15 protein-coding genes are annotated in these 18,655 nt (G+C 33.5%); 5 read left to right on the top strand and 10 right to left on the bottom strand.

What is annotated here, in order from left to right; translation table 11 throughout:
* Position 1: 1 nt before the first annotated feature.
* Together BM289_RS13770 and BM289_RS13765 are read right to left on the bottom strand one after the other, a co-directional pair.
* A complete protein-coding gene (locus BM289_RS13770) occupies positions 2-3,388 on the bottom strand; it encodes a TonB-dependent receptor (protein WP_091494484.1) in 3,387 nt (1,128 codons plus the stop codon).
* A gap of 163 nt (positions 3,389-3,551) precedes the next feature.
* Entirely contained in the window at positions 3,552-4,685 is a 1,134-nt protein-coding gene (locus tag BM289_RS13765) for a FecR family protein (protein ID WP_091494482.1), read from the bottom strand.
* Between the two features lie 168 nt (positions 4,686-4,853).
* Between BM289_RS13765 and BM289_RS13760 the strand changes: the two genes are divergently transcribed.
* Both BM289_RS13760 and BM289_RS13755 read left to right on the top strand, forming a co-directional pair.
* Positions 4,854-5,396 carry a sigma-70 family RNA polymerase sigma factor gene (locus tag BM289_RS13760; protein WP_091494480.1) on the top strand — a complete coding sequence of 181 codons (543 nt, stop codon included), beginning with the start codon at positions 4,854-4,856 and terminating at the stop codon, positions 5,394-5,396.
* Positions 5,397-5,424: 28 nt separating this feature from the next.
* Complete coding sequence (locus BM289_RS13755; RefSeq protein WP_091494478.1) at positions 5,425-6,201, top strand: alpha/beta fold hydrolase; 777 nt, start codon at positions 5,425-5,427, stop codon at positions 6,199-6,201.
* A gap of 85 nt (positions 6,202-6,286) precedes the next feature.
* On the opposite strand, the gene BM289_RS13750 is transcribed toward BM289_RS13755, so the two are convergent.
* Together BM289_RS13750 and BM289_RS13745 are read right to left on the bottom strand one after the other, a co-directional pair.
* Entirely contained in the window at positions 6,287-6,661 is a 375-nt protein-coding gene (locus BM289_RS13750) for a hypothetical protein (RefSeq protein WP_091494476.1), read from the bottom strand.
* A gap of 26 nt (positions 6,662-6,687) precedes the next feature.
* The gene (locus BM289_RS13745) at positions 6,688-7,008 is read right to left on the bottom strand and encodes a roadblock/LC7 domain-containing protein (RefSeq protein WP_091494474.1); all 321 of its coding nucleotides are present in this window, start codon (positions 7,006-7,008) and stop codon (positions 6,688-6,690) included.
* A 288-nt stretch (positions 7,009-7,296) separates the two neighbouring features.
* Between BM289_RS13745 and BM289_RS25435 the strand changes: the two genes are divergently transcribed.
* Complete coding sequence (locus tag BM289_RS25435; protein WP_167365428.1) at positions 7,297-7,440, top strand: hypothetical protein; 144 nt, start codon at positions 7,297-7,299, stop codon at positions 7,438-7,440.
* 155 nt (positions 7,441-7,595) lie between these two features.
* Here BM289_RS25435 and BM289_RS13740 read toward each other — a convergent pair whose 3' ends face one another.
* From BM289_RS13740 to BM289_RS13715, 6 genes are all read right to left on the bottom strand, one after another.
* Positions 7,596-10,358, bottom strand: coding sequence for a PD-(D/E)XK nuclease family protein (locus BM289_RS13740; RefSeq protein WP_091494472.1), 2,763 nt, complete (start codon positions 10,356-10,358; stop codon positions 7,596-7,598).
* Positions 10,359-10,421: 63 nt separating this feature from the next.
* Positions 10,422-11,873, bottom strand: a complete 1,452-nt coding sequence (locus tag BM289_RS13735; RefSeq protein WP_091494470.1) for an OmpA family protein — start codon at positions 11,871-11,873, stop codon at positions 10,422-10,424.
* A gap of 113 nt (positions 11,874-11,986) precedes the next feature.
* Complete coding sequence (kbl, locus tag BM289_RS13730; protein WP_091494468.1) at positions 11,987-13,180, bottom strand: glycine C-acetyltransferase; 1,194 nt, start codon at positions 13,178-13,180, stop codon at positions 11,987-11,989.
* A gap of 82 nt (positions 13,181-13,262) precedes the next feature.
* Positions 13,263-16,421, bottom strand: a complete 3,159-nt coding sequence (locus tag BM289_RS13725; RefSeq protein WP_091494466.1) for a UvrD-helicase domain-containing protein — start codon at positions 16,419-16,421, stop codon at positions 13,263-13,265.
* Between the two features lie 139 nt (positions 16,422-16,560).
* The gene (locus BM289_RS13720; RefSeq protein ID WP_091494464.1) at positions 16,561-17,160 is read right to left on the bottom strand and encodes a lipoprotein signal peptidase; all 600 of its coding nucleotides are present in this window, start codon (positions 17,158-17,160) and stop codon (positions 16,561-16,563) included.
* A gap of 119 nt (positions 17,161-17,279) precedes the next feature.
* A complete protein-coding gene (locus BM289_RS13715; RefSeq protein ID WP_091494462.1) occupies positions 17,280-17,498 on the bottom strand; it encodes a hypothetical protein in 219 nt (72 codons plus the stop codon).
* Positions 17,499-17,679: 181 nt separating this feature from the next.
* Here BM289_RS13715 and BM289_RS13710 point away from each other — a divergent pair, with 181 nt between their 5' ends.
* The gene (locus BM289_RS13710; RefSeq protein WP_091494460.1) at positions 17,680-18,036 is read left to right on the top strand and encodes a roadblock/LC7 domain-containing protein; all 357 of its coding nucleotides are present in this window, start codon (positions 17,680-17,682) and stop codon (positions 18,034-18,036) included.
* A 32-nt stretch (positions 18,037-18,068) separates the two neighbouring features.
* Positions 18,069-18,449, top strand: a complete 381-nt coding sequence (locus BM289_RS13705; protein ID WP_091494458.1) for a hypothetical protein — start codon at positions 18,069-18,071, stop codon at positions 18,447-18,449.
* Positions 18,450-18,655 lie beyond the last annotated feature (206 nt).

Raw genomic sequence — 18,655 nt, 5'->3', positions numbered from 1 at the left:
ACTATAATGATAAATTAAGACCAAAAACAACTTGTTTAAACAATGGGAACGAATCTGATCCTCCACTTTCTGGATCTACATTTTTCAACAAATGGCTTCGACTAAAAACAAAAGGATTGTAAGACGTTGCATAAAGTCTCATCGAACTTATTCCTGTTCTTTTAAGGAAATCTTGTGGCATCGAATATCCAAAAGTGATATTTTTGATTTTGATATATGAAGCGTCTACTAGCTCTAATGACGATTGGAACTGTGTGTTAAAACTACCTCCCGGTCTTGGAAAATCGTTTGTTGGATTGTCTTGTGTCCAGTAACTATAAGTTTCCGGCTGTGCTTCTTTGTTCCAATATCCTAAAACCTGAGCGCGCATCATGCCACCGTATCTTCCGTTTACAAATATCGTACAATCAAAATTCCTGTATTTGAAGGTATTTTGGAAACCAAAGAAATAATCTGGAACATTGTTCCCTACAATCATTCTGTCTTTTGTAGAATATACGTGTACTCCATTATCTGACACTCCGTTGGCATCAACCTGAGGAACTGTCTGCAATTTTATATCACCGGGTTTAGCACCATACAAAGCGGCTTCGGCTTCTTGACCCAACTGCCAGATTCCTATTTTTTTATAATCATAAAACACACCTCCTGCTGCCGGAGTCTGTCCAATGAAAAGACCTTCCGAAATTAATTCGGCAACCGTTAAATTTCCTAAATCAATGTTCGTCAACTTTTCTGTAGCGTGTGTGTAAGTAAACGATGTATTCCATTTGAAGTTTTCGGTATCAATATTTTTAGTATTTATCGAAAGCTCAAAACCTCTATTCTGAGAAGTCGCAATATTCGATGTCTTTTTATAAGGTGTTTTAGCATCATAACCACCTGAACTGGTTGGCAGACGACGATCCCATAAAATACCATCTGTATTGGTCCAATAATATTCTGCTACAAGATCAACTCTATTATGCAATACCGAAACATCCAAACCTAAGTTCGTATTTGTCGAACGCTCCCAAGTTAAATCCGGATTCGAGATATGCTCTGTAGGCACATACATTGGTAAAGCTGTACTGCCACCAAGCGAAAGACTGCTTGTTTTGGTTGCTGTTCTGGTTAAACTAGAATACGGATCAATATTTGCCGATCCTGAAATACCGTAACCTAATCGTAATTTCAAGTTATTCAACCATGAACTCGTTCCCTGCATAAAGCTTTCATCACTGATACGCCAAGCCAATGAAGCAGATGGAAAAGAGGCCCATTTATTACCTTCGGCTAACGGAGAAACTCCGTCCCATCTATTCGTTAGCTGAAACAAATATTTGCCTTTAAAACTATAATTAAAACGGCCGGCAAATGACATTCTGTTAAACTGGCTATATGTATTCATTCTCGTAGTAAGATTTTTAACCGCTCCCATATTATAAAACTGGAAATCGTCATAATCGATACCATTACCGCCCATATAAGTTCCTTCTGATCTACTGTCAGCCCAAGAAGTAATTCCTGTCAAACCAAAATCATGATCTTTACCAAGTTTAAAATTATAATTCAGGATATTTTCCCAGATATAACTGTACCCCAAAGTCATATTATAAGTTGCCTCACTTGCTGTTCTTCCTTCAGACAATAAATTGTATGAATTCTTATTCTGGAAAGTTCCCGCTCTACCTCCTGAAAATCTTGTACCTAAATTAGATCTTAACTTCAGGTTTTTAGAAAATTCAAACTCCATATAAGGATTGAACTGTACATTATAACTTAAAGATTCATTAGCAAAAGCGCCTGGATAATTATTTGCCAAAATACTAATGTTGTTAGGATCTCCCTCTATCGGATAAAGATTTACAACACCGTTTTCATCAAATGGCACTCCTAAAGGATAAACGCTGTAAGCTTTGTTAATTCTACTGTTTGTTGTGCTGTTTTTACGATAGTTTAAAATCAGTTGGAAACCTGTTTTAAATTTATCACTGAATTTAATATCAACTCCTCCTCTAGAATTAAAGCTGTTTACTTTGTCGTTTTGATAGATTCCTTCTTCACCAACATATCCCAAAGAAAAGTAACCCTGTACTTTTTCAGACCCACCTCTCATAAAAAGATTATGATTTTGCTGTGTTCCTACCTGCAAAGTTTCGTCAATCCAGTTTACATACTGTCCGTTTTCGATTGCTGCAATGGCAGATGCGTTTAAGCCTAAATCGGTTAAACTTGTAGCCTGATAACCATTATCCAAATAAAATCGGTCGCGTTTGTAACTTAACCATTTATCACCAGTAAGCGGCGCCGGGAAAGAAGAGAAACCATTTAATCCAAAATAGCTGTTAACGTCTATTTGTGTTTTTCCTGCTTTTGCTTTTTTAGTGGTAACAATAATAACTCCATTCGCTCCCGAAGAACCATATATTGCTGTTGACGAAGCATCTTTTAAAACATCGATACTTTCAATATCATTCGGATTCAGATTATCAATACTTGAAGGAATTCCATCCACAATATACAACGGATCCTGACTAGCCGTTAAAGATCTGTTTCCTCTCAATAACACTTTTGGAGAAGTTCCTGCTTTTCCTGATCCACGCTGAATATCCAAACCTGAAACTCTTCCCTGAAGTGCTTCCATTGGACTTAAAACCGGACTCAAAACAATATCCGTTGATTTCACTGTTGCTACAGCTCCTGTCAAATCTTTTTTCTTCACTGCTCCATAACCGACAATTACAACTTCATTTAGCGCCGAATTTTGTTCGCTCAAAATCACACTCAAAGACTTACTTTGACCAACAGTAACTTCTTTATTTTCAAATCCTATAAAAGAAAAAACCAAAACACTATTGGTTCCGTTTACACGAATTGTAAACTTCCCGTCCAAATCAGTTGATACTCCATTTTTAGTTCCTTTTTCATTAACATTTGCGCCCGGTATTGGCATATTTCTGGAGTCGACTACAACTCCTGTAATTTCAATTCCTTGTTCAGCTACAATATTCGGAACTGTGCTTTTTTCAGGAAGATTTACCTTCTTTTTTTTCTTTACTAATATAATCTGGCGATCGGCGACGCTGTAAGCAATGTCAGTATCTTTAAATACTTCTTCTAATATGGCATCGATTTTCTGCTTCTTAACATTAAGGGTAATCTTTCTGTTCAAGTCAATTATACTGCTTTCAAAAAGAAACCTGTATTCTGAAACAGATTCGATTTTATTAAACAATTTTTCGACTGAAGTATTTTTTACATCTAATGTCAGCTTTGTATTTTGTGAATAGACGCTCGCTTGAATTCTCATCAACGAAAGCATCAATAGTATTGTGGTTAGTTTCATTCTTAGGCTGATTACAGGCAAATAAGGACTGAGCCAATTCCTTTTAATTATTTTTTTCATAATTTTGGATTGATTTTAAATGATTTAATCTCGATACATCGTTTGAAATACATTACTAAATCGGAAAATACTGGTACTATTTTCCGATTTTACTTCTTGTATTTCTTTAAAAAAAATTACATCCTCTTCATATAAATTTGGTTTTTGGTTGGTTAGTAAATAGTTAGTTTATTTTTATTAGCTCTCTTTCTTTTTTATAAGTGAACCCCATTATTTTACTCATCGTTTCTAATACCTTATCTATGCTTTCAATATTTTTATTGAAACTGGCATTAAATTTTTTATCTAAAATATCCTCTCTGTTATTTTCAATCTTTACATTGTACGTTCGTTCGAGCTTGATAACAATATCTCTAAAAGCTGTTTTTCTAAAAACAATTTCACCATTAATCCATTCTGTGTAAAAACGAGTATCTACTTTTTCGACAGCGATTTCTGTTTCTTCATTATTCCAAGATCCTTTTTCGCCTGGTTCAAGTATTGCTTTTTTATTGTTTTTATCAGATAAACTAACCGAACCTTCTACCAGAACCGTATTAATATCTGTATCTTCTTTATAAGAACTCACATTAAATTTTGTTCCCAAAACCATCACATCAACACCTCTTGTTTTTACAATAAACGGATGCGCCTTATCTTTTGCCACATCAAAAAAAGCTTCTCCTTCTAAGACAACTTCTCTATTATGTCCTTTGATAAACTGAACGGGATATTTTAAAGAAGAACCTGCATTCATACTTACCGAAGTTCCGTCTGACAACTTTATTCTAAAAGTTTTACCATAAGGAATTTTAATCTCATTGTAAACCAATTTATTAATCGCTTTATCCGAACGATAATTAATTTCATTCTCTTTCTGAGAAGCCACTACTTCTCCATTTTTCTTAATTATTTGCTGTTCTCCATTAGGATTTAAAACCTGAATATCTCCATTTTCCAAAACCAACTGGATAGCATCTGAAGGAATTTCTTCTTTAGATTGTTTACCAGTTTTATATTGAAAAAGAAAAACCAGCCCTAAAAGACAGACAAAAATTGCCGCGTATTGAAAAATATTTCTCCAGTTCATTACGACTGACTTTTTATCTGTATTTAATTTTTCTTCCAGTTCTCCCCAGTTTTTATCAGTATCTATCGATTCTGCATACGATAATGCTTCTTCCAGTAAACCATTACTTTGAAGGTTTTGTATTAAATCCTGTTCTTCGGGAGATAAAGATGCTATTGTAGTAGCATCAACATTTCCTTTGGACTTTATTTCCCTTAGGACGTTAATCAATTTTGAATTTGGAGTCATTTGTTTTTTTTATATAGTGTTTTTCTACTAGGTTAGAAAAAAAGTTTTTTAGGGTGACAACAAATCAAAATTTTTTGATTTTTTTTACACATTACAAAAAAAAACTAACTTTTTATTTTACATTTGGCACTATGTAATCCATTACAAACGAATAAATGACATTTGGAGATGCTGAATTATAAAGATTTTAAAACATTTGAAACCTTATACAAAGAACACTTTGTCTTTTTTTCATTGGTTTCGTTCAACATTGTAAAGGATAAAGATGCAGCAAAAGACATTGTTCAGGATTTTTTTACTTACCTCTGGGAAAAAGAAGAAACACTAAATTTCAGCATTTCGTTTAAAGCCTATGGTACAAAAGCTATAAAAAATTTAAGCCTTCAGCATTTAGAAAAAATTAAAACAGTTAGCATTCAAGACAAAAAAATTGCTTTTCCAAAATCTGAAGAACAAACAGTTTTTGAAAATACAGAAGAAAACCAAAAACCTAAAATTCAAACCTTAATCGAGAAAATTCCGCAAGCCAGAAGAGAAATTTTTATCTCGCATGTTGTTGAAGGATTAAGTTATTCAGAAATTGCAGAAGACCACAATATTTCCATAAACACTGTAAAAACACAAATGAAAAGAGCTTATGCTTCTTTAAGAGAATCTCAAAATCTCTCTCAGTTAAAATTCGTACTGTATTTTATATGGCTAATAAAATAGCGTATTTTTGCTGTTTAAAATATCCGTTTTGAATCACACTTTATACAAAAACACCAAAATATCCTTTTCCGACACTGGAAAAGGAAACACAATTGTTTTCCTTCATGGTTTTCTGGAAAATAAAAAAATGTGGAACGACTATGTTGATTTTTTCTCCAATAAATACCGTGTTATCACCATTGATTTATTAGGACATGGAGAATCAGATTCCCTAGGTTATGTTCATGAAATGGAAGATAATGCGAATGCAGTAAACGAAGTTTTAGAACATTTAAAAATTGAAAAAGCTACTATTTTGGGACATTCGATGGGCGGTTATGTAGGTTTGGCTTTCGCCGAATTATATCCGCAAAAAATCCAAAAACTAGTTTTGCTAAATTCAACTTCCAAAGAAGACAGTGCCGAAAAAAAGAGCAACAGAACCCGTGCTATCAAAGCTGTAAAACAGAATTATGTAAGTTTTGTTAGTTTGGCGATCGCCAATTTATTCAGCGAAAACAACAGAACTCGATTAGCAAACGAAATTGAAAAAGTAAAAACCGAAGCTTTAAAGACTCCTTTGCAAGGAATTATTGCTTCTTTAGAAGGAATGAAAATACGAAAAGACCGCGAATGGCTTTTACACGAAAATCGTTTTCCGGTTTTATTAATCTTAGGAAAAAAAGATCCGGTTCTAAATTACGAAGACAGTCTTTCTCAAATTGAAGACACAACAGTAGAATTAGTTTCTTTTGAAGACGGCCACATGAGCCAAATCGAGAATAAAGAAGCCTTAAAAACTGTTTTAGCAGATTTCTTCGAATAAAATCCAGCTTTGCAAAATCAAAAAAGGCCATTTCAGACAGAAAGTCGAAATAGCCTTTTTTTCTTTGTTGGGGGCAAAAAAATCGTTATAATTTGGTGATAATATCTTTTTTATATCTAGACAAAACTGCTCTTGTCAAGCCAAGATTCGCTTTATTAGAATCTACAGCCAAATAGATAAAATATCTTCCATCGTCAGAAAGATCAATAATATGAATTTGATCTGAAAGTGTAATTAAAATATCATTAATTTTTTGATCTAATCCTAAAGCTCTGATAGCATTTAATTTTGCTTTAACCACTTCTAAGTTATAAGCAGAAGCTAATTCAGGATCAAAATCAGGTCTTGCAGTAAGTGAACAATAAGACATTCCTGTTTCAACTTCAGTTACGGAAACAGCAATAAATCCGTTAATATTTTCTTTTAAATCGTTTTGAAAGTTTTGTAAAAAATCTGACATATTTTATTCAAGTTTTAAGTTTAAAATTAGTTGCTAAAAATGGTGTCCATTTTTCGAAGTAACAGTCCCATTTTACTCAAATCCTTAGAAAGTAACGCGATGCAGTTATCATCTTCGTTTTTGGTAGCAACGACAATTCCGTCATTATTTTTAATCATAACTTGCTTAAGATCACCGTTGTTTACGTCTTCCGACATTTCAAGGCACATCTTTAAGATCATTCCGATCATAGCTGCAACATTTCCGTCATATTCTAAATTAACAGACTCGTTTAAGATTCCATCAATATTAAAACTCAATCCAGATTCTGCTCCAGTCTCTTGTACTAGTGTTTGTAAATCAATCATATTCTTTTATTTGTCATGTTTTTGGAAGGGTCAAAGATATTTCAATATTGATAATTGCTCGATAAACACTTGTTAAAAAAAACATTGACATAACAGACTGACTCACTTTTATTTATCACATAATTAAACTTATTTTTTTACAAAAAAAATGCAATAAAAATTAACAGAAAAAACACATTATATTAAAATCGTAACATTTCGTTTCATAAAACTCAATTCTAAAATTAACATTTGCAGAATGTTGCATTTACAAAATGTTTTTACATAGATTTGCAAAAAATTTATTTTATGAAAACTGTTGACGAATTACGCTTTGACCTAAATGTAAAATTGGAGAAGTTTAGAAGATTTCGTATTGAAAACGGACACATCAATAATACTGCTTCTGAAGACAAATCTAAAAAAGGTTTCTTCAAAAAAATATTCAGCTAAAAGCGCTTAAAAAAAAAGCCGAACTTTTTAAGAAGTTCGGCTTTTTTTGTTGATTTAATAATAAAAACTTTCTCTGTTTTGTTTAGCGATCAATAATAAAATTATCCTGTTCATGGACGAAAAACTCATATCAGTTCTACTTTATTACAAATGATTTATATTTTTTCCTCAAAAGGAATATTTACATCAAATATTTCACCAAGCAGATTAGCAATTTCATCAAGATAAGATTTTAAAATTTCTGATGTTACTACCGCATTCAATTCTCTCTCTTCTTTATATCCGAAAGGTAAAAAACCAGATTTTAAATTTTTAAACGAAATAATCCCTACTTCAATTGGCAGATTACCAGCTTCTTTTTCAAACATGAACGCATACGCCAAAACTTGGATAATTTTATCATTTTTAAGCTCTTGCGTCAATCCATTCCATGTTTTCAACACTACATTCGACTTCTCTACTTTTCCGGTCTTATAATCGATAATTCTGATTTTTCCATCGCGTCGTTCAATCCTATCCACATTTCCTTTGATCAAAACAGGAAAAGGAAGTTTCGGATGAACAAATTCACGTTCAAATGTTTTCTCTAAAGCAATAATCTGAATTGCTTCTCCATTTTTTACAGCATCCTGTTCCATTCTTAAAAAGTTAGCCACATTTCGTTTCGCTACTTCAAAAGCCAGAAGATTTCGTCCCTTTTTAATTTCTCCTTCTTTATAAACCAATTTAAACTGTTTTAAAACTTCATCATCCAACAGCTTAAAACAATTTAAAAGATCGTTCTCCGAAATAAATTTACCAATAAAAGGCTCATATAAAGCTTTTAAAGTCTCATGTATAATTGTTCCTAAAGTATTCAGTGCAATATTCTCCTCCACTTCTTCCACTTCACGAATTCTTAGTATCTTCTGAAAATAAAATTCAATCGGATTTCGAATATAACTCGTTAATGCTGAAGGAGAAAAACCTGTGTTAGCAATTTCCTTTAAGCGTTCCATAACTAATTCTGATTTCGGAACCGAAATAGGTTCATGCGCTACATTAGGCAAAACAGGATTATAAATATCAAAAGTTATATTATGTCTACGCTGTTTTTCAACTTCTAACTGTGTAATAAAGCGACTTCTTTCTCCAGCATCCAATCCGTCGTTTTCAGTATTATAAATCAAATAGATATTTTTTGCTCTTTGCAGCAAATGATAAAAATGATAGGTATAAATCGCATCTTTTTCTTTAAAAGTCGGAAGTCCCAACTCTCTTTTTACATCATAAGGAATAAATGAATTCTGCGATTTTCCAGCTGGGAATTTACCTTCATTCATTGAAGTTATAATAACCGTTTCAAAATCTAGAACACGACTTTCCAAAACGCCCATAATCTGTAATCCACGCAACGGTTCCCCTTCAAAAGACACTTCTGCCAAATCGATAATTTGCTTATAAATCGCATGAAGCGTATCGATATTATCAATATGATTGTGTTTGGTATAATAATTTATAAGTTTATTAATCACTTTAAAAACACCATACACAAAAGCTTTTGCTATTTTTTCTTCTTCATTATCATTACTGAAATGTTCTTTGACAGCAATTAATAATGCCGAAATATTATTTAAAACCGCAACTGAACCACTTTCCCATTTTTCAAACAAAAGAGTAAAAAATCTAGATTGATTTGAATGAAGTTCCAGAATTTTTTGATGCGTAATAAATGTATAATTATTCTCTTTAATAATTCTAACCAATCCCTGAGCATTGGCATAAGGTTCCACCAAAGGATGCGTTAAAACATCCAACACGTCTTTATAATAAAAAACATAACTGCTTCCTTTTCTCGAAAGTGCATTAGTATGCATTTTAAACAATTTGGCAATCAAAATCTGAGACGGATTATTCTTACCCGAATAACCCATTGTAATATTTAAAGCTCCTACGGAAGAAGGAAGTGAATACAAAACTGGAACCAGCAAATTCTCTTCTCCCAACACAACTGCCACTTTATCCAAAGACGCATTCGGATTGTCATTGATTAAATTTTCAATGATACTTCCGGCCAATTTTGCCTGTCCAATTGTTTTAGGAGTTCCAATAACCTGAATGTTTTTTGACATCGAAAAATCATCTGCAATCCATTCAAAAGGATGACCTTTATAGTGTTTCCAGCTTTCCTTGAAACGTCTTAAAAAAAGTCCGGCATCATGATAAGGGTCATTCAAAAAAGTTTGATCTGCATCCCAAAATATTTTAGCCTGATCCAGAGCAAGGAGATGTTGCACTATTTTTTCTTCAGCCGCATTTAAAGCATTGAATCCCGCAAAAATAAAAATTCGATTTCCAATGGTATTAGAAAAATGATTCAGGTTATTTACCGCTTCCCGATAAACCAAACCTTGATAACCTATAGATTTAAACAAAAGATGATTATAAAGCGACTCATAATACAAAGGAAGCAGTTTCCAAAAATCAATATAATTTTCAAGAAGTTTCGTTTTCTGATCGACTTCTAATCCCCATTTTTTTATATCTTCAATATCTTTCAAATAAGACAAAACATGAGAGGGATCTAAAAGATAACGATCAATTTCATTAAAATCCTGCAATAGCGTTCTGGCCCAATTTGCAAACAATTCAAACGACTGTTGATGCTTTTTTTCCGTAACCGACAAATACACTTCATAAAACTCAAACAGAAGCTCAATTGAGTCAATAGATCGAATTGACGCAACATCTTGCACAAAATCTTCAATACTTGTAATTTCTGGAGCTATAATTGTTTTATCCGTTGCTTTTTTAAGCGCTTCAATTAAAAAAACTTTTGCTCTTTTATTAGGAAGAATTATTGTTATTTGAGAAAGTTTTTCAGCATAATCCTGAATTACAACACTAGCCAGCTTTTGAAGAAAAGTATCATTTATCATAGTATAAAAATAAAAAAAGCCATTCAATTAAGAATGGCTTTTCATATTTATTTAGGAACTAAATTATAGTTTTCCTTGGTATTTAGAACCAATGTGTCTAATTTCAGTTCTTCTGTTTTGAGCTTTACCTGCAGCAGTTTTGTTACTTGCAACTGGTTGAGAAGATCCAAATCCTTTAGCTTCTAAGTTTTCTGGATTAACTCCTCTTTCAACTAAAGCATTCAATACAGCGTTAGCTCTATCTTCAGAAAGTTTTTGGTTAACTTTTGCAGAACCTGTACTATCTGTGTGTCCTTCGATAGAGAATTTCGCGTTTGGATAGTTTTTAAGGATTTCTTTAATAGCGTCTAATCTAGCTGGAGTTTCTTTGTCACCAGTTTTGAAAGTAGCTTTTCCTGAGTTGAAGTAGATTGCTCTAGCTTGAACTTTAAGATCTTCTAATGCAGCAGAAGTTACTTCTGGACATCCTCTGTTACTAGCAGGACCTGGAACTGTAGGACAGTCATCATCTTTGTCGATAACACCATCTTTATCAGCATCTAAGAATGGACAACCACCATTTTCTTTAGGACCAGCAACTGTAGGACATTTGTCATCTTTATCAGCGATTCCGTCACCGTCAGTATCAGGACAACCTTTTAAAGCAGCTAAACCAGCAACATCTGGACAAGCGTCATCTTTATCAGCAATTCCGTCACCGTCAGTATCAGGACATCCGTTTAATGCAGCTAAACCAAATACATCTGGACAAGCGTCAGAAGCGTCAACGATTCCGTCACCGTCAGTATCAGGACATCCGTTGAATTGTTTTAAACCAGCAACATCTGGACAAGCATCGTCTTTGTCATAGATTCCGTCTCCGTCAGTATCTTTACCTCCGAATTTGAAAACTAAACCTGCAGTGTGTTGGAAAACTGATCTGTCAAGAGGTTTGTCCTCGTTAGCAGCAACAGCCCATTTGTACTTTGTAGCTAACTCTAAACCAATAGCGTCAGTAAACCAGAATGTGATACCAGCTCCTGGGTTAACAGTTCCAAAACTGTTATCTCCGAAGAAAGTATAACCTCCACCAACAGATAACGAAGGATCAATCACTTTAGATTTGATTAACTCTTGGAAGCTGTATTTGATAGTAGCATCAATTCCGTAGTACATTAAGTCTCCAGGATTTGTTACAACGTTTCCTCTTGAATCATGACCAGGAGCAGTTGGATTGAAAGTAACCAATTTATCAATTTTGTTTACAGACCCTTGTAAACCAACAGAGAAACCGCTACCAACATATCTGTTTACACCAATGTAAGATAAAGAAGGAAGAATATTCCAGTTGTCTTTTACTGCGAATGGCTGTGAGAAGTGCTGATCAAAAAATCCACTTCCTGAACCTGAACTAGTCCTTGTATCCACAGCATTAACCCCAAAAGAGATCGCCCATGGATTGTTACTGTCTTGCGCGTGAGCATTTAAACCCATCGCCATCAATACAGCAACTAAAAGTTTGTTAAGATGTTTCATACTTAATTTTTTTAATTACAATTTAGTTAATTACAAGCAAAAGTAACACCAAATTTTTTAAATACAAAATGAAATGTTAAAAAAAACCTACAAAAATTTGACCAAAGTGGTAATTATATAACTTTTAACATTTTACCGACAACTGTAAAGGCTTCTATCGCTTTATCCAAGTGCTCCTTTTCGTGCGCCGCAGACAGCTGAACGCGTATTCTAGCCTTATCTTTCGGCACCACGGGAAAGAAGAATCCAATCACATAAATTCCTTGTTTCAAAAGCTCGTTTGCCATCGTTTGCGACAATTTAGCATCGTATAACATTACAGGAACAATAGCAGAATCTCCATCAATAATATCAAAACCGGCTTTTTTCATACCTTCTTTAAAATAGTTGGTATTCCACTCTAATTTATCACGAAGAGTTGTATCTTTTTCTAACAATTCGAAAACTTTGATTGACGCACCAACAATAGAAGGTGCTAAAGAATTTGAAAACAAATACGGCCTTGAACGCTGACGAAGAATTTCAATTATTTCTTTTTTGGCAGTTGTATAACCACCCATTGCACCTCCAAGCGCTTTTCCAAGAGTCCCCGTAATAATGTCAACACGCCCCATAACACCTTTTGCCTCAAGAGTACCTTTTCCTGTAGCACCAATAAAACCTGCCGCATGACATTCGTCTACCATAACCATCGCATCATATTTATCAGCAAGATCACAGATTTTATCAAGTGGAGCAACTAGACCGTCCATAGAAAACACACCATCTGTTACGATTAATTTAAAACGTGCACCTGCTTCATTTGCTTTAATCAACTGCTGTTCCAAATCTTCCATATTGTTATTTTCATAACGATAACGCGCCGCTTTACATAAACGAACTCCATCAATAATAGAAGCATGATTTAAACTATCCGAAATAATCGCATCATTTTCCCCTAACAAAGGTTCAAAAACACCTCCATTTGCATCAAAAGCGGCAGCATACAAAATAGTATCTTCTGTGCCGTAAAAATCAGCTATCTTTTTTTCTAATGTTTTATGAATATCCTGGGTTCCACAGATGAAACGAACAGATGACATTCCGAAACCATGAGTATCCAATGCATCTTTAGCCGCCTGCACGACTTCTGGATGTGACGAAAGTCCCAAATAATTATTGGCACAAAAATTTAAAACTGTTTCTCCTGTCGAAATTTTAATTTCAGCACCTTGAGGAGATGTGATAATTCGTTCCTTTTTAAAAATTCCATTTTCTTCGATTGTCTGCAGCTCGCTTTGCAGATGCTCTTTAATTTTACCGTACATTTTTTATTTATTTAAAACGTTAAAAATTAACAACTTAACAAAAATAAAGCTTCGTTATTTCTTTAACATCTGATTAATTTTTTCACAAATTTACCACTTCAATTTCCGACCCAATATACACCAATGCTTTTTTTAACACTTTGTATCCTAAATCTTCAATTGCGTCTTGATATTCTTGAATTTGCTGCTGATATTTTGCATTAACAGCTCCAGTTTTATAATCCAGCAGAAACGCTTCTTTACTTTCTAAAAAAACAACCCTATCCGGTTTTAAAATTCTTCCTTCTTTCTGAACGATGGCCTGTTCGTTTAAAACCGTATGACTTCCATCAAAGCAAACTGTCAATTCAGGATGATTTACAATTTCACTTAACGTATTCAAAACCTGATCGACCTGATCGTAAGTAACCAAACCATTCTCCAACGCTTTCGTTACTGCTAAATCAATATCCGATTTATCTCTTACGAAGGCCAGGATTTCATGTACAACATTCCCATAAGAAATCGCTTCCTGCTGATGCGTTCCCCACATCAAAGCTTCGCGCTGTGCAATTTTTATACTTTTCGGATTTAAAACTTCTTTTACTATCGGAATTGATTTTACCAAATCGACAGTTTTCGAGACTTTCGAAAGCCTTGTTTTATCACCGAATTCATAATTTAATTTTGCTTCATCATAAACTCCTTCATGAATTAAAAATTTAATAAAAAAAGAAGCCATATTATTTGGATATTCTCCATCTTTCCTTGCTTCAAGAGATTGAGAAATCACGTACAATTGTTCTTCAGCACGAGTTAATGCAACATACAGTACATTGATATTATCCAGTAACTCTTCTTGTTTTTTCAAATTAAAAACCGCCGATGCACTTTCTCCAAAACTTTCCACAACACTGCTGTTATCTACAAGTGCTTTCGGAACTCCCAAATCAACTTCGTCTGTATCCAACCATAATTTATCTTTTGGTTTACGATTGTAATCTTCGTCCGCAAAAGGCATAATTACAACAGGAAATTCTAACCCTTTTGATTTATGAATGGTCATAATACGAACCGCATTATTTCCCTCAGGAGATGGAATACTATATTTTTCTCCATTTTTATCCCAGAAAACTAAAAAATCTGCTACACCTGACTGATTTCTAATATCGCGTTCCAACACAATATCTAGAAAAAACTGGACATAAGCATTCCCTTCTGATGGAAGAATAAATTTAGAAATTATAATCTCAACTGCTTCATACAATGATTTCTTCCGAACATCTTTAAAAGAAAAAGAAACATCAAAAGTCAAAAGCCAATCTTCAAATTCTTTTTCTATTTTATGATTCATTCCCATTGCAATGAAATCATGAATTGGCATTGATAAATCTTTGGTTGAAGCCAAAAAATGAAGAAAATTTGCTTTGGATTCTAAATCTGCACTATTGCTCAAATAACGCAACAAATGAATAATCAAACGAACTTCTGAAGCATTTTGAACCATCAAAGTCTCGGAAGACAAAAGTGGAATTCCCTGCTCCGTCAAATAATTTGCAATTGCAATTCCCTGACCTCTTTTGCGAGTTAAAATCACAATATCCTTATACTCAAATCCTTGTTTTACAACTTCCTGAATTGTATTTAAAGTTGCCAAAACATATAAATCTGATTTTTCAACCGCTTCTTCTTCATCCGCAAATTCATTTTTTTCCGCAACAGGAAGAAAAGAAATATTGACATACCCTCCTTTTTTCGAGTTTGTATTTTGAAAACTGTGATTTTTATACAAATCTTTATAATCTTCATTCGAAAACTCAGCTGAAATCAGTTTAAAAAAAGCATTATTAAATTCAATTACTTCGCTGTAACTGCGGTAATTTGTATTTAAATGCTTAATCTGTTTATCCGGATTATTGAACGGGTTTATATCTTTGCTCAATTCAATAAACTGTTCTGCCTTACCTCCACGCCAGCGATAAATTGATTGTTTAGGATCACCAACAATCATCAAAGTTCCTTTATTTCCGAAATCATCTAAACCTGAAAGCGAGTTATCTATTAATGGAATTAAATTCTGCCATTGCATTTCAGAAGTATCCTGAAATTCATCAATAAAAAAATGACGGTAACGCTCCCCCAAACGTTCATAAATAAAAGGCGCTGGCTGATTTTGAATTTCGCGGTGAATAATGGCATTAAATTCAGAAATAGACAAAATATTTTGTTCCGACTGAATTTTCGACAATTCATTACTAACTGTATTCAGCAAAGAAAGCGGTGTGATATTTTTTAAGAAGGCTTTATAAAAATCTCTTTTTTCAAAGTTTTGATAAACCTCTTTCAAAACCTGAAGCAGCTCAGGAATAATATTTTCTATTAAAGCTCTATCTTTTGCTGTTTTGTTAATCGCAATATCTTCAAACTCATGAAAAGTTTTATTCTTGGGATTGAATCTGCCGTCACGAATGCTTTCTAAATGATTTGGAAAAGTTCCTCTTGAAAATGATTTCGGATCGATTCCGTTTTTATCAATCAATTCAATTGCTTTAAGAGCCAGCCCTGTATTTGTATCCTCCAACTCTTTGCAAAGCGCCTGCATTTTCTTTTTAATCTCAACAAACTCTCCAATCGTTTTATCTTGAAAATGCAGAATTTCATTCCGATTGTTTTCATTCAAAACCAATCTTCCAGTATCGAGAATTTCACGCGAAACATCCCAGCTTTTATCATCATCGGTTTTTTCCATTGTAAAATCGATGAGCAGTTTTGTCAGCGTCTCATCTTCTCCTGCCTGCGCAATAATGGCATCAACCGCTTCGACCAATAAATTCTCGGTATCCAAAGTAACTTCAAAAGTCATCGGAAGATTTAAGTCGTGCGCAAAAGCACGAATTACTTTATGGGTAAACTTATCAATGGTAGAAATATCAAAAGCAGCATAATTATGAATTAAGTGCTTTATGATTTGTTGTGATTTTGTTTTAAGCTTAATGATTGAAAGCCCAGTTTCCCGAGATAAATCCTCCATTAAATCAACCGCCTTTGGAGATGGATCGTCTTTGGCAAATTCAGATAGATTGCCCACAATACGGCTTTTCATTTCATGAACAGCCTTATTGGTAAATGTTATAGCAAGGATATTTCGGTATGCATCATTTTTTGGTGAAGAAAGAATAATCTTTAAATATTCCTTTACCAATGTATACGTCTTTCCTGATCCCGCAGAAGCATCATAAATAGAAAAAGACGGACTTTGCATAGTTTGTTTTTTTGTATTGTAAAAATAATACAAAATATTCAACCCTCAATAATGAAAAATTCCAAATCCCAATATCTTTTTGCTGCGAATGCTACAAATATTGGGATTTGGAATTTTGAAAATTTTGGGATTTTTAAATTTATGCGTGTTTTGGAAATGCTTTTTTATTGAAAACCAAAAGAATTCCCACACCAGTAGAAATTGCCATATCTGCAACATTGAAAATTGCATTGAAAAAAGCAAAGTGTTTGCCTCCAAAAAAAGGAAGCCAAGTTGGAAGATTACCTTCCCAAATAGGGAAATAAAACATATCTACGACCAAACCATGAAACCATGTTCCATATGGAGCTGGAGAAAATAGTGTTGCCAAGTTATGCGTACTGTCGTCGAAAATTACTCCATAAAAAACAGAATCAATAATATTTCCTGCCGCACCTGCAAAAATCAAAGCGATAGCAACTATTAAATAAGTTGATTGACGTTTCTTCACCACATCAGAAAGCCACCAACCGATTCCGAAAACCGCAAAAATTCTAAAAACAGTTAAAATCAGTTTTCCATATTCTCCTGGGATTTTTGTGCCCCAAGCCATACCTTCATTTTCGATAAAATGAATTCTAAACCAATCAAAAATTATGACTTCTTCTCCAAGAACGAAATTTGTCTTGACATAAATTTTAGAAAGTTGATCTATAATTAAAACTAGGAATATAATTAAATACGCTTTTCGTAATGACATTTTATTATTTTTTGATGGGCAAAAATAGCAATTAAATCAAAAAAAACGCTCCCAATGGAGCGTTAATTCTTTCCTGATAAGTAAACTAAGTTTATCTGCTAATCTAAACCCAAGAAAGCTTACTTGTTCACGGGAGCTTTTGCAGCCGTTTTTGCTGGACTGTCGGAGAAAAAATCTGAAATAGATTTAAATATTCCTTTGCTTTCTTTTCCGGCAGCAAGCTTCTTCGCTTCCCCTTTTTTTACATCCGCCTTAAACTTGACGCGCAGTTTTTCAAAATCTTTCATTCTGCGCTCTACGTCAGAGTTTACTTCTTTGAATTTCAATACTTTAGCCATAATGTAAGTTTTTTACAGTAAATAATTTAAATTATTAACGATTTGGTACTACAATGATACATAATTTAATTTATATTTGTTAAACAAAATTAACACTTGTTTAGGATGATTCAAGATTAATTTTAAAATCAAATACCAAAACAAACTAAATTTAACATTCCTCCCTAAATCCTACAAAATCATGAATGAAATCACAACTACACTGAATGACTTTCTTGTCAGCACAAAATCCACAGCAGCATTAATCTTAAACGGAAAAGGAAAATTAATCACTTCCTTAAACCTTGACTACGGAGACAGTATCGCCGCTATGAGCGCCGCAATCTTATCAATGAGTGAAAAATTCTTAATTGATTTAGAAAAAGGTTCTTTAAAACAATTGTATCTAAAAAGTGCCGAAGGCGTTATTGTTGGAAACAAAATCAGCGGTTCCAATTTTATCGTTGCCTTCTCAAAAGAAGGAAGCAATTTGGCTTTATTAATGCGTTCAACAGAAGAAGTTTCTGCTGAATTAAGTAAAAATTCCCTACTGAAATAACATAATCTATTAACAAACAAACCCACATCACTATGAGTAATGACTTTTTAAACGTGTTTTTAAATGAAATGAAAACCAACGTAAACGGCTTTATTGCTGTCGCTGTAACGGAAATTGAATCTGGACTAAGCTTTGGAAATTTAACAGTTGATCCAGGTTTTGACCCAGAACTTGCCGCAGCTTACAACCTTGAAGTTGTAAAAGCAAAACTAAATGCCGTAAAAGCCTTAGGCTTAAATCAAGATATTGAAGATATTTTGATTACACTTTCGAATCAAATTCACATTATCGATATTTCTCCAAACAAAAAATTTATGATCTATTTAGCCGCTGATGCCTCAAAAGCTAATTTAGGTATGACGAGAGCTATTTTAAGAAAACACAAAGCTGATGTTGAAAAAAATCTAGCTTAATAACTTTACTTTTCTTTACTGTTGAACTGTCTCTAACCAAGACAGTTCTTTTTTTTTGCACAGTCTCAGACTAATACCTTTTTCATTCTTACAAAAAATCACACGCTTTTTTGAAAACAAATTTTAGAAACATAAACATTTTCTTTCAAACAAAAAACACCGCAAACTACCACAAATCACTAAAACATTAAACAAAAAAACGCCCC

The organism is Flavobacterium phragmitis, assembly GCF_900112575.1.
GTDB classification, from domain to species: domain Bacteria; phylum Bacteroidota; class Bacteroidia; order Flavobacteriales; family Flavobacteriaceae; genus Flavobacterium; species Flavobacterium phragmitis.
The sequence above is the reverse complement of the archived record's forward strand: the minus strand, read 5'-3'. Positions and strand labels throughout refer to the sequence as shown.

Excerpts from the sequence above, each read along its gene's own strand:
- BM289_RS13770 (WP_091494484.1), bottom strand. The coding sequence starts at position 3,388 with ATGAAAAAAATAATTAAAAGGAATTGGCTCAGTCCTTATTTGCCTGTA.
- BM289_RS13765 (WP_091494482.1), bottom strand. The coding sequence starts at position 4,685 with ATGACTCCAAATTCAAAATTGATTAACGTCCTAAGGGAAATAAAGTCC.
- BM289_RS13760 (WP_091494480.1), top strand. The coding sequence starts at position 4,854 with ATGCTGAATTATAAAGATTTTAAAACATTTGAAACCTTATACAAAGAA.
- BM289_RS13750 (WP_091494476.1), bottom strand. The coding sequence starts at position 6,661 with ATGTCAGATTTTTTACAAAACTTTCAAAACGATTTAAAAGAAAATATT.
- BM289_RS13745 (WP_091494474.1), bottom strand. The coding sequence starts at position 7,008 with ATGATTGATTTACAAACACTAGTACAAGAGACTGGAGCAGAATCTGGA.
- BM289_RS25435 (WP_167365428.1), top strand. The coding sequence starts at position 7,297 with ATGAAAACTGTTGACGAATTACGCTTTGACCTAAATGTAAAATTGGAG.
- BM289_RS13740 (WP_091494472.1), bottom strand. The coding sequence starts at position 10,358 with ATGATAAATGATACTTTTCTTCAAAAGCTGGCTAGTGTTGTAATTCAG.
- BM289_RS13735 (WP_091494470.1), bottom strand. The coding sequence starts at position 11,873 with ATGAAACATCTTAACAAACTTTTAGTTGCTGTATTGATGGCGATGGGT.
- kbl (WP_091494468.1), bottom strand. The coding sequence starts at position 13,180 with ATGTACGGTAAAATTAAAGAGCATCTGCAAAGCGAGCTGCAGACAATC.
- BM289_RS13725 (WP_091494466.1), bottom strand. The coding sequence starts at position 16,421 with ATGCAAAGTCCGTCTTTTTCTATTTATGATGCTTCTGCGGGATCAGGA.
- BM289_RS13720 (WP_091494464.1), bottom strand. The coding sequence starts at position 17,160 with ATGTCATTACGAAAAGCGTATTTAATTATATTCCTAGTTTTAATTATA.
- BM289_RS13715 (WP_091494462.1), bottom strand. The coding sequence starts at position 17,498 with ATGGCTAAAGTATTGAAATTCAAAGAAGTAAACTCTGACGTAGAGCGC.
- BM289_RS13710 (WP_091494460.1), top strand. The coding sequence starts at position 17,680 with ATGAATGAAATCACAACTACACTGAATGACTTTCTTGTCAGCACAAAA.
- BM289_RS13705 (WP_091494458.1), top strand. The coding sequence starts at position 18,069 with ATGAGTAATGACTTTTTAAACGTGTTTTTAAATGAAATGAAAACCAAC.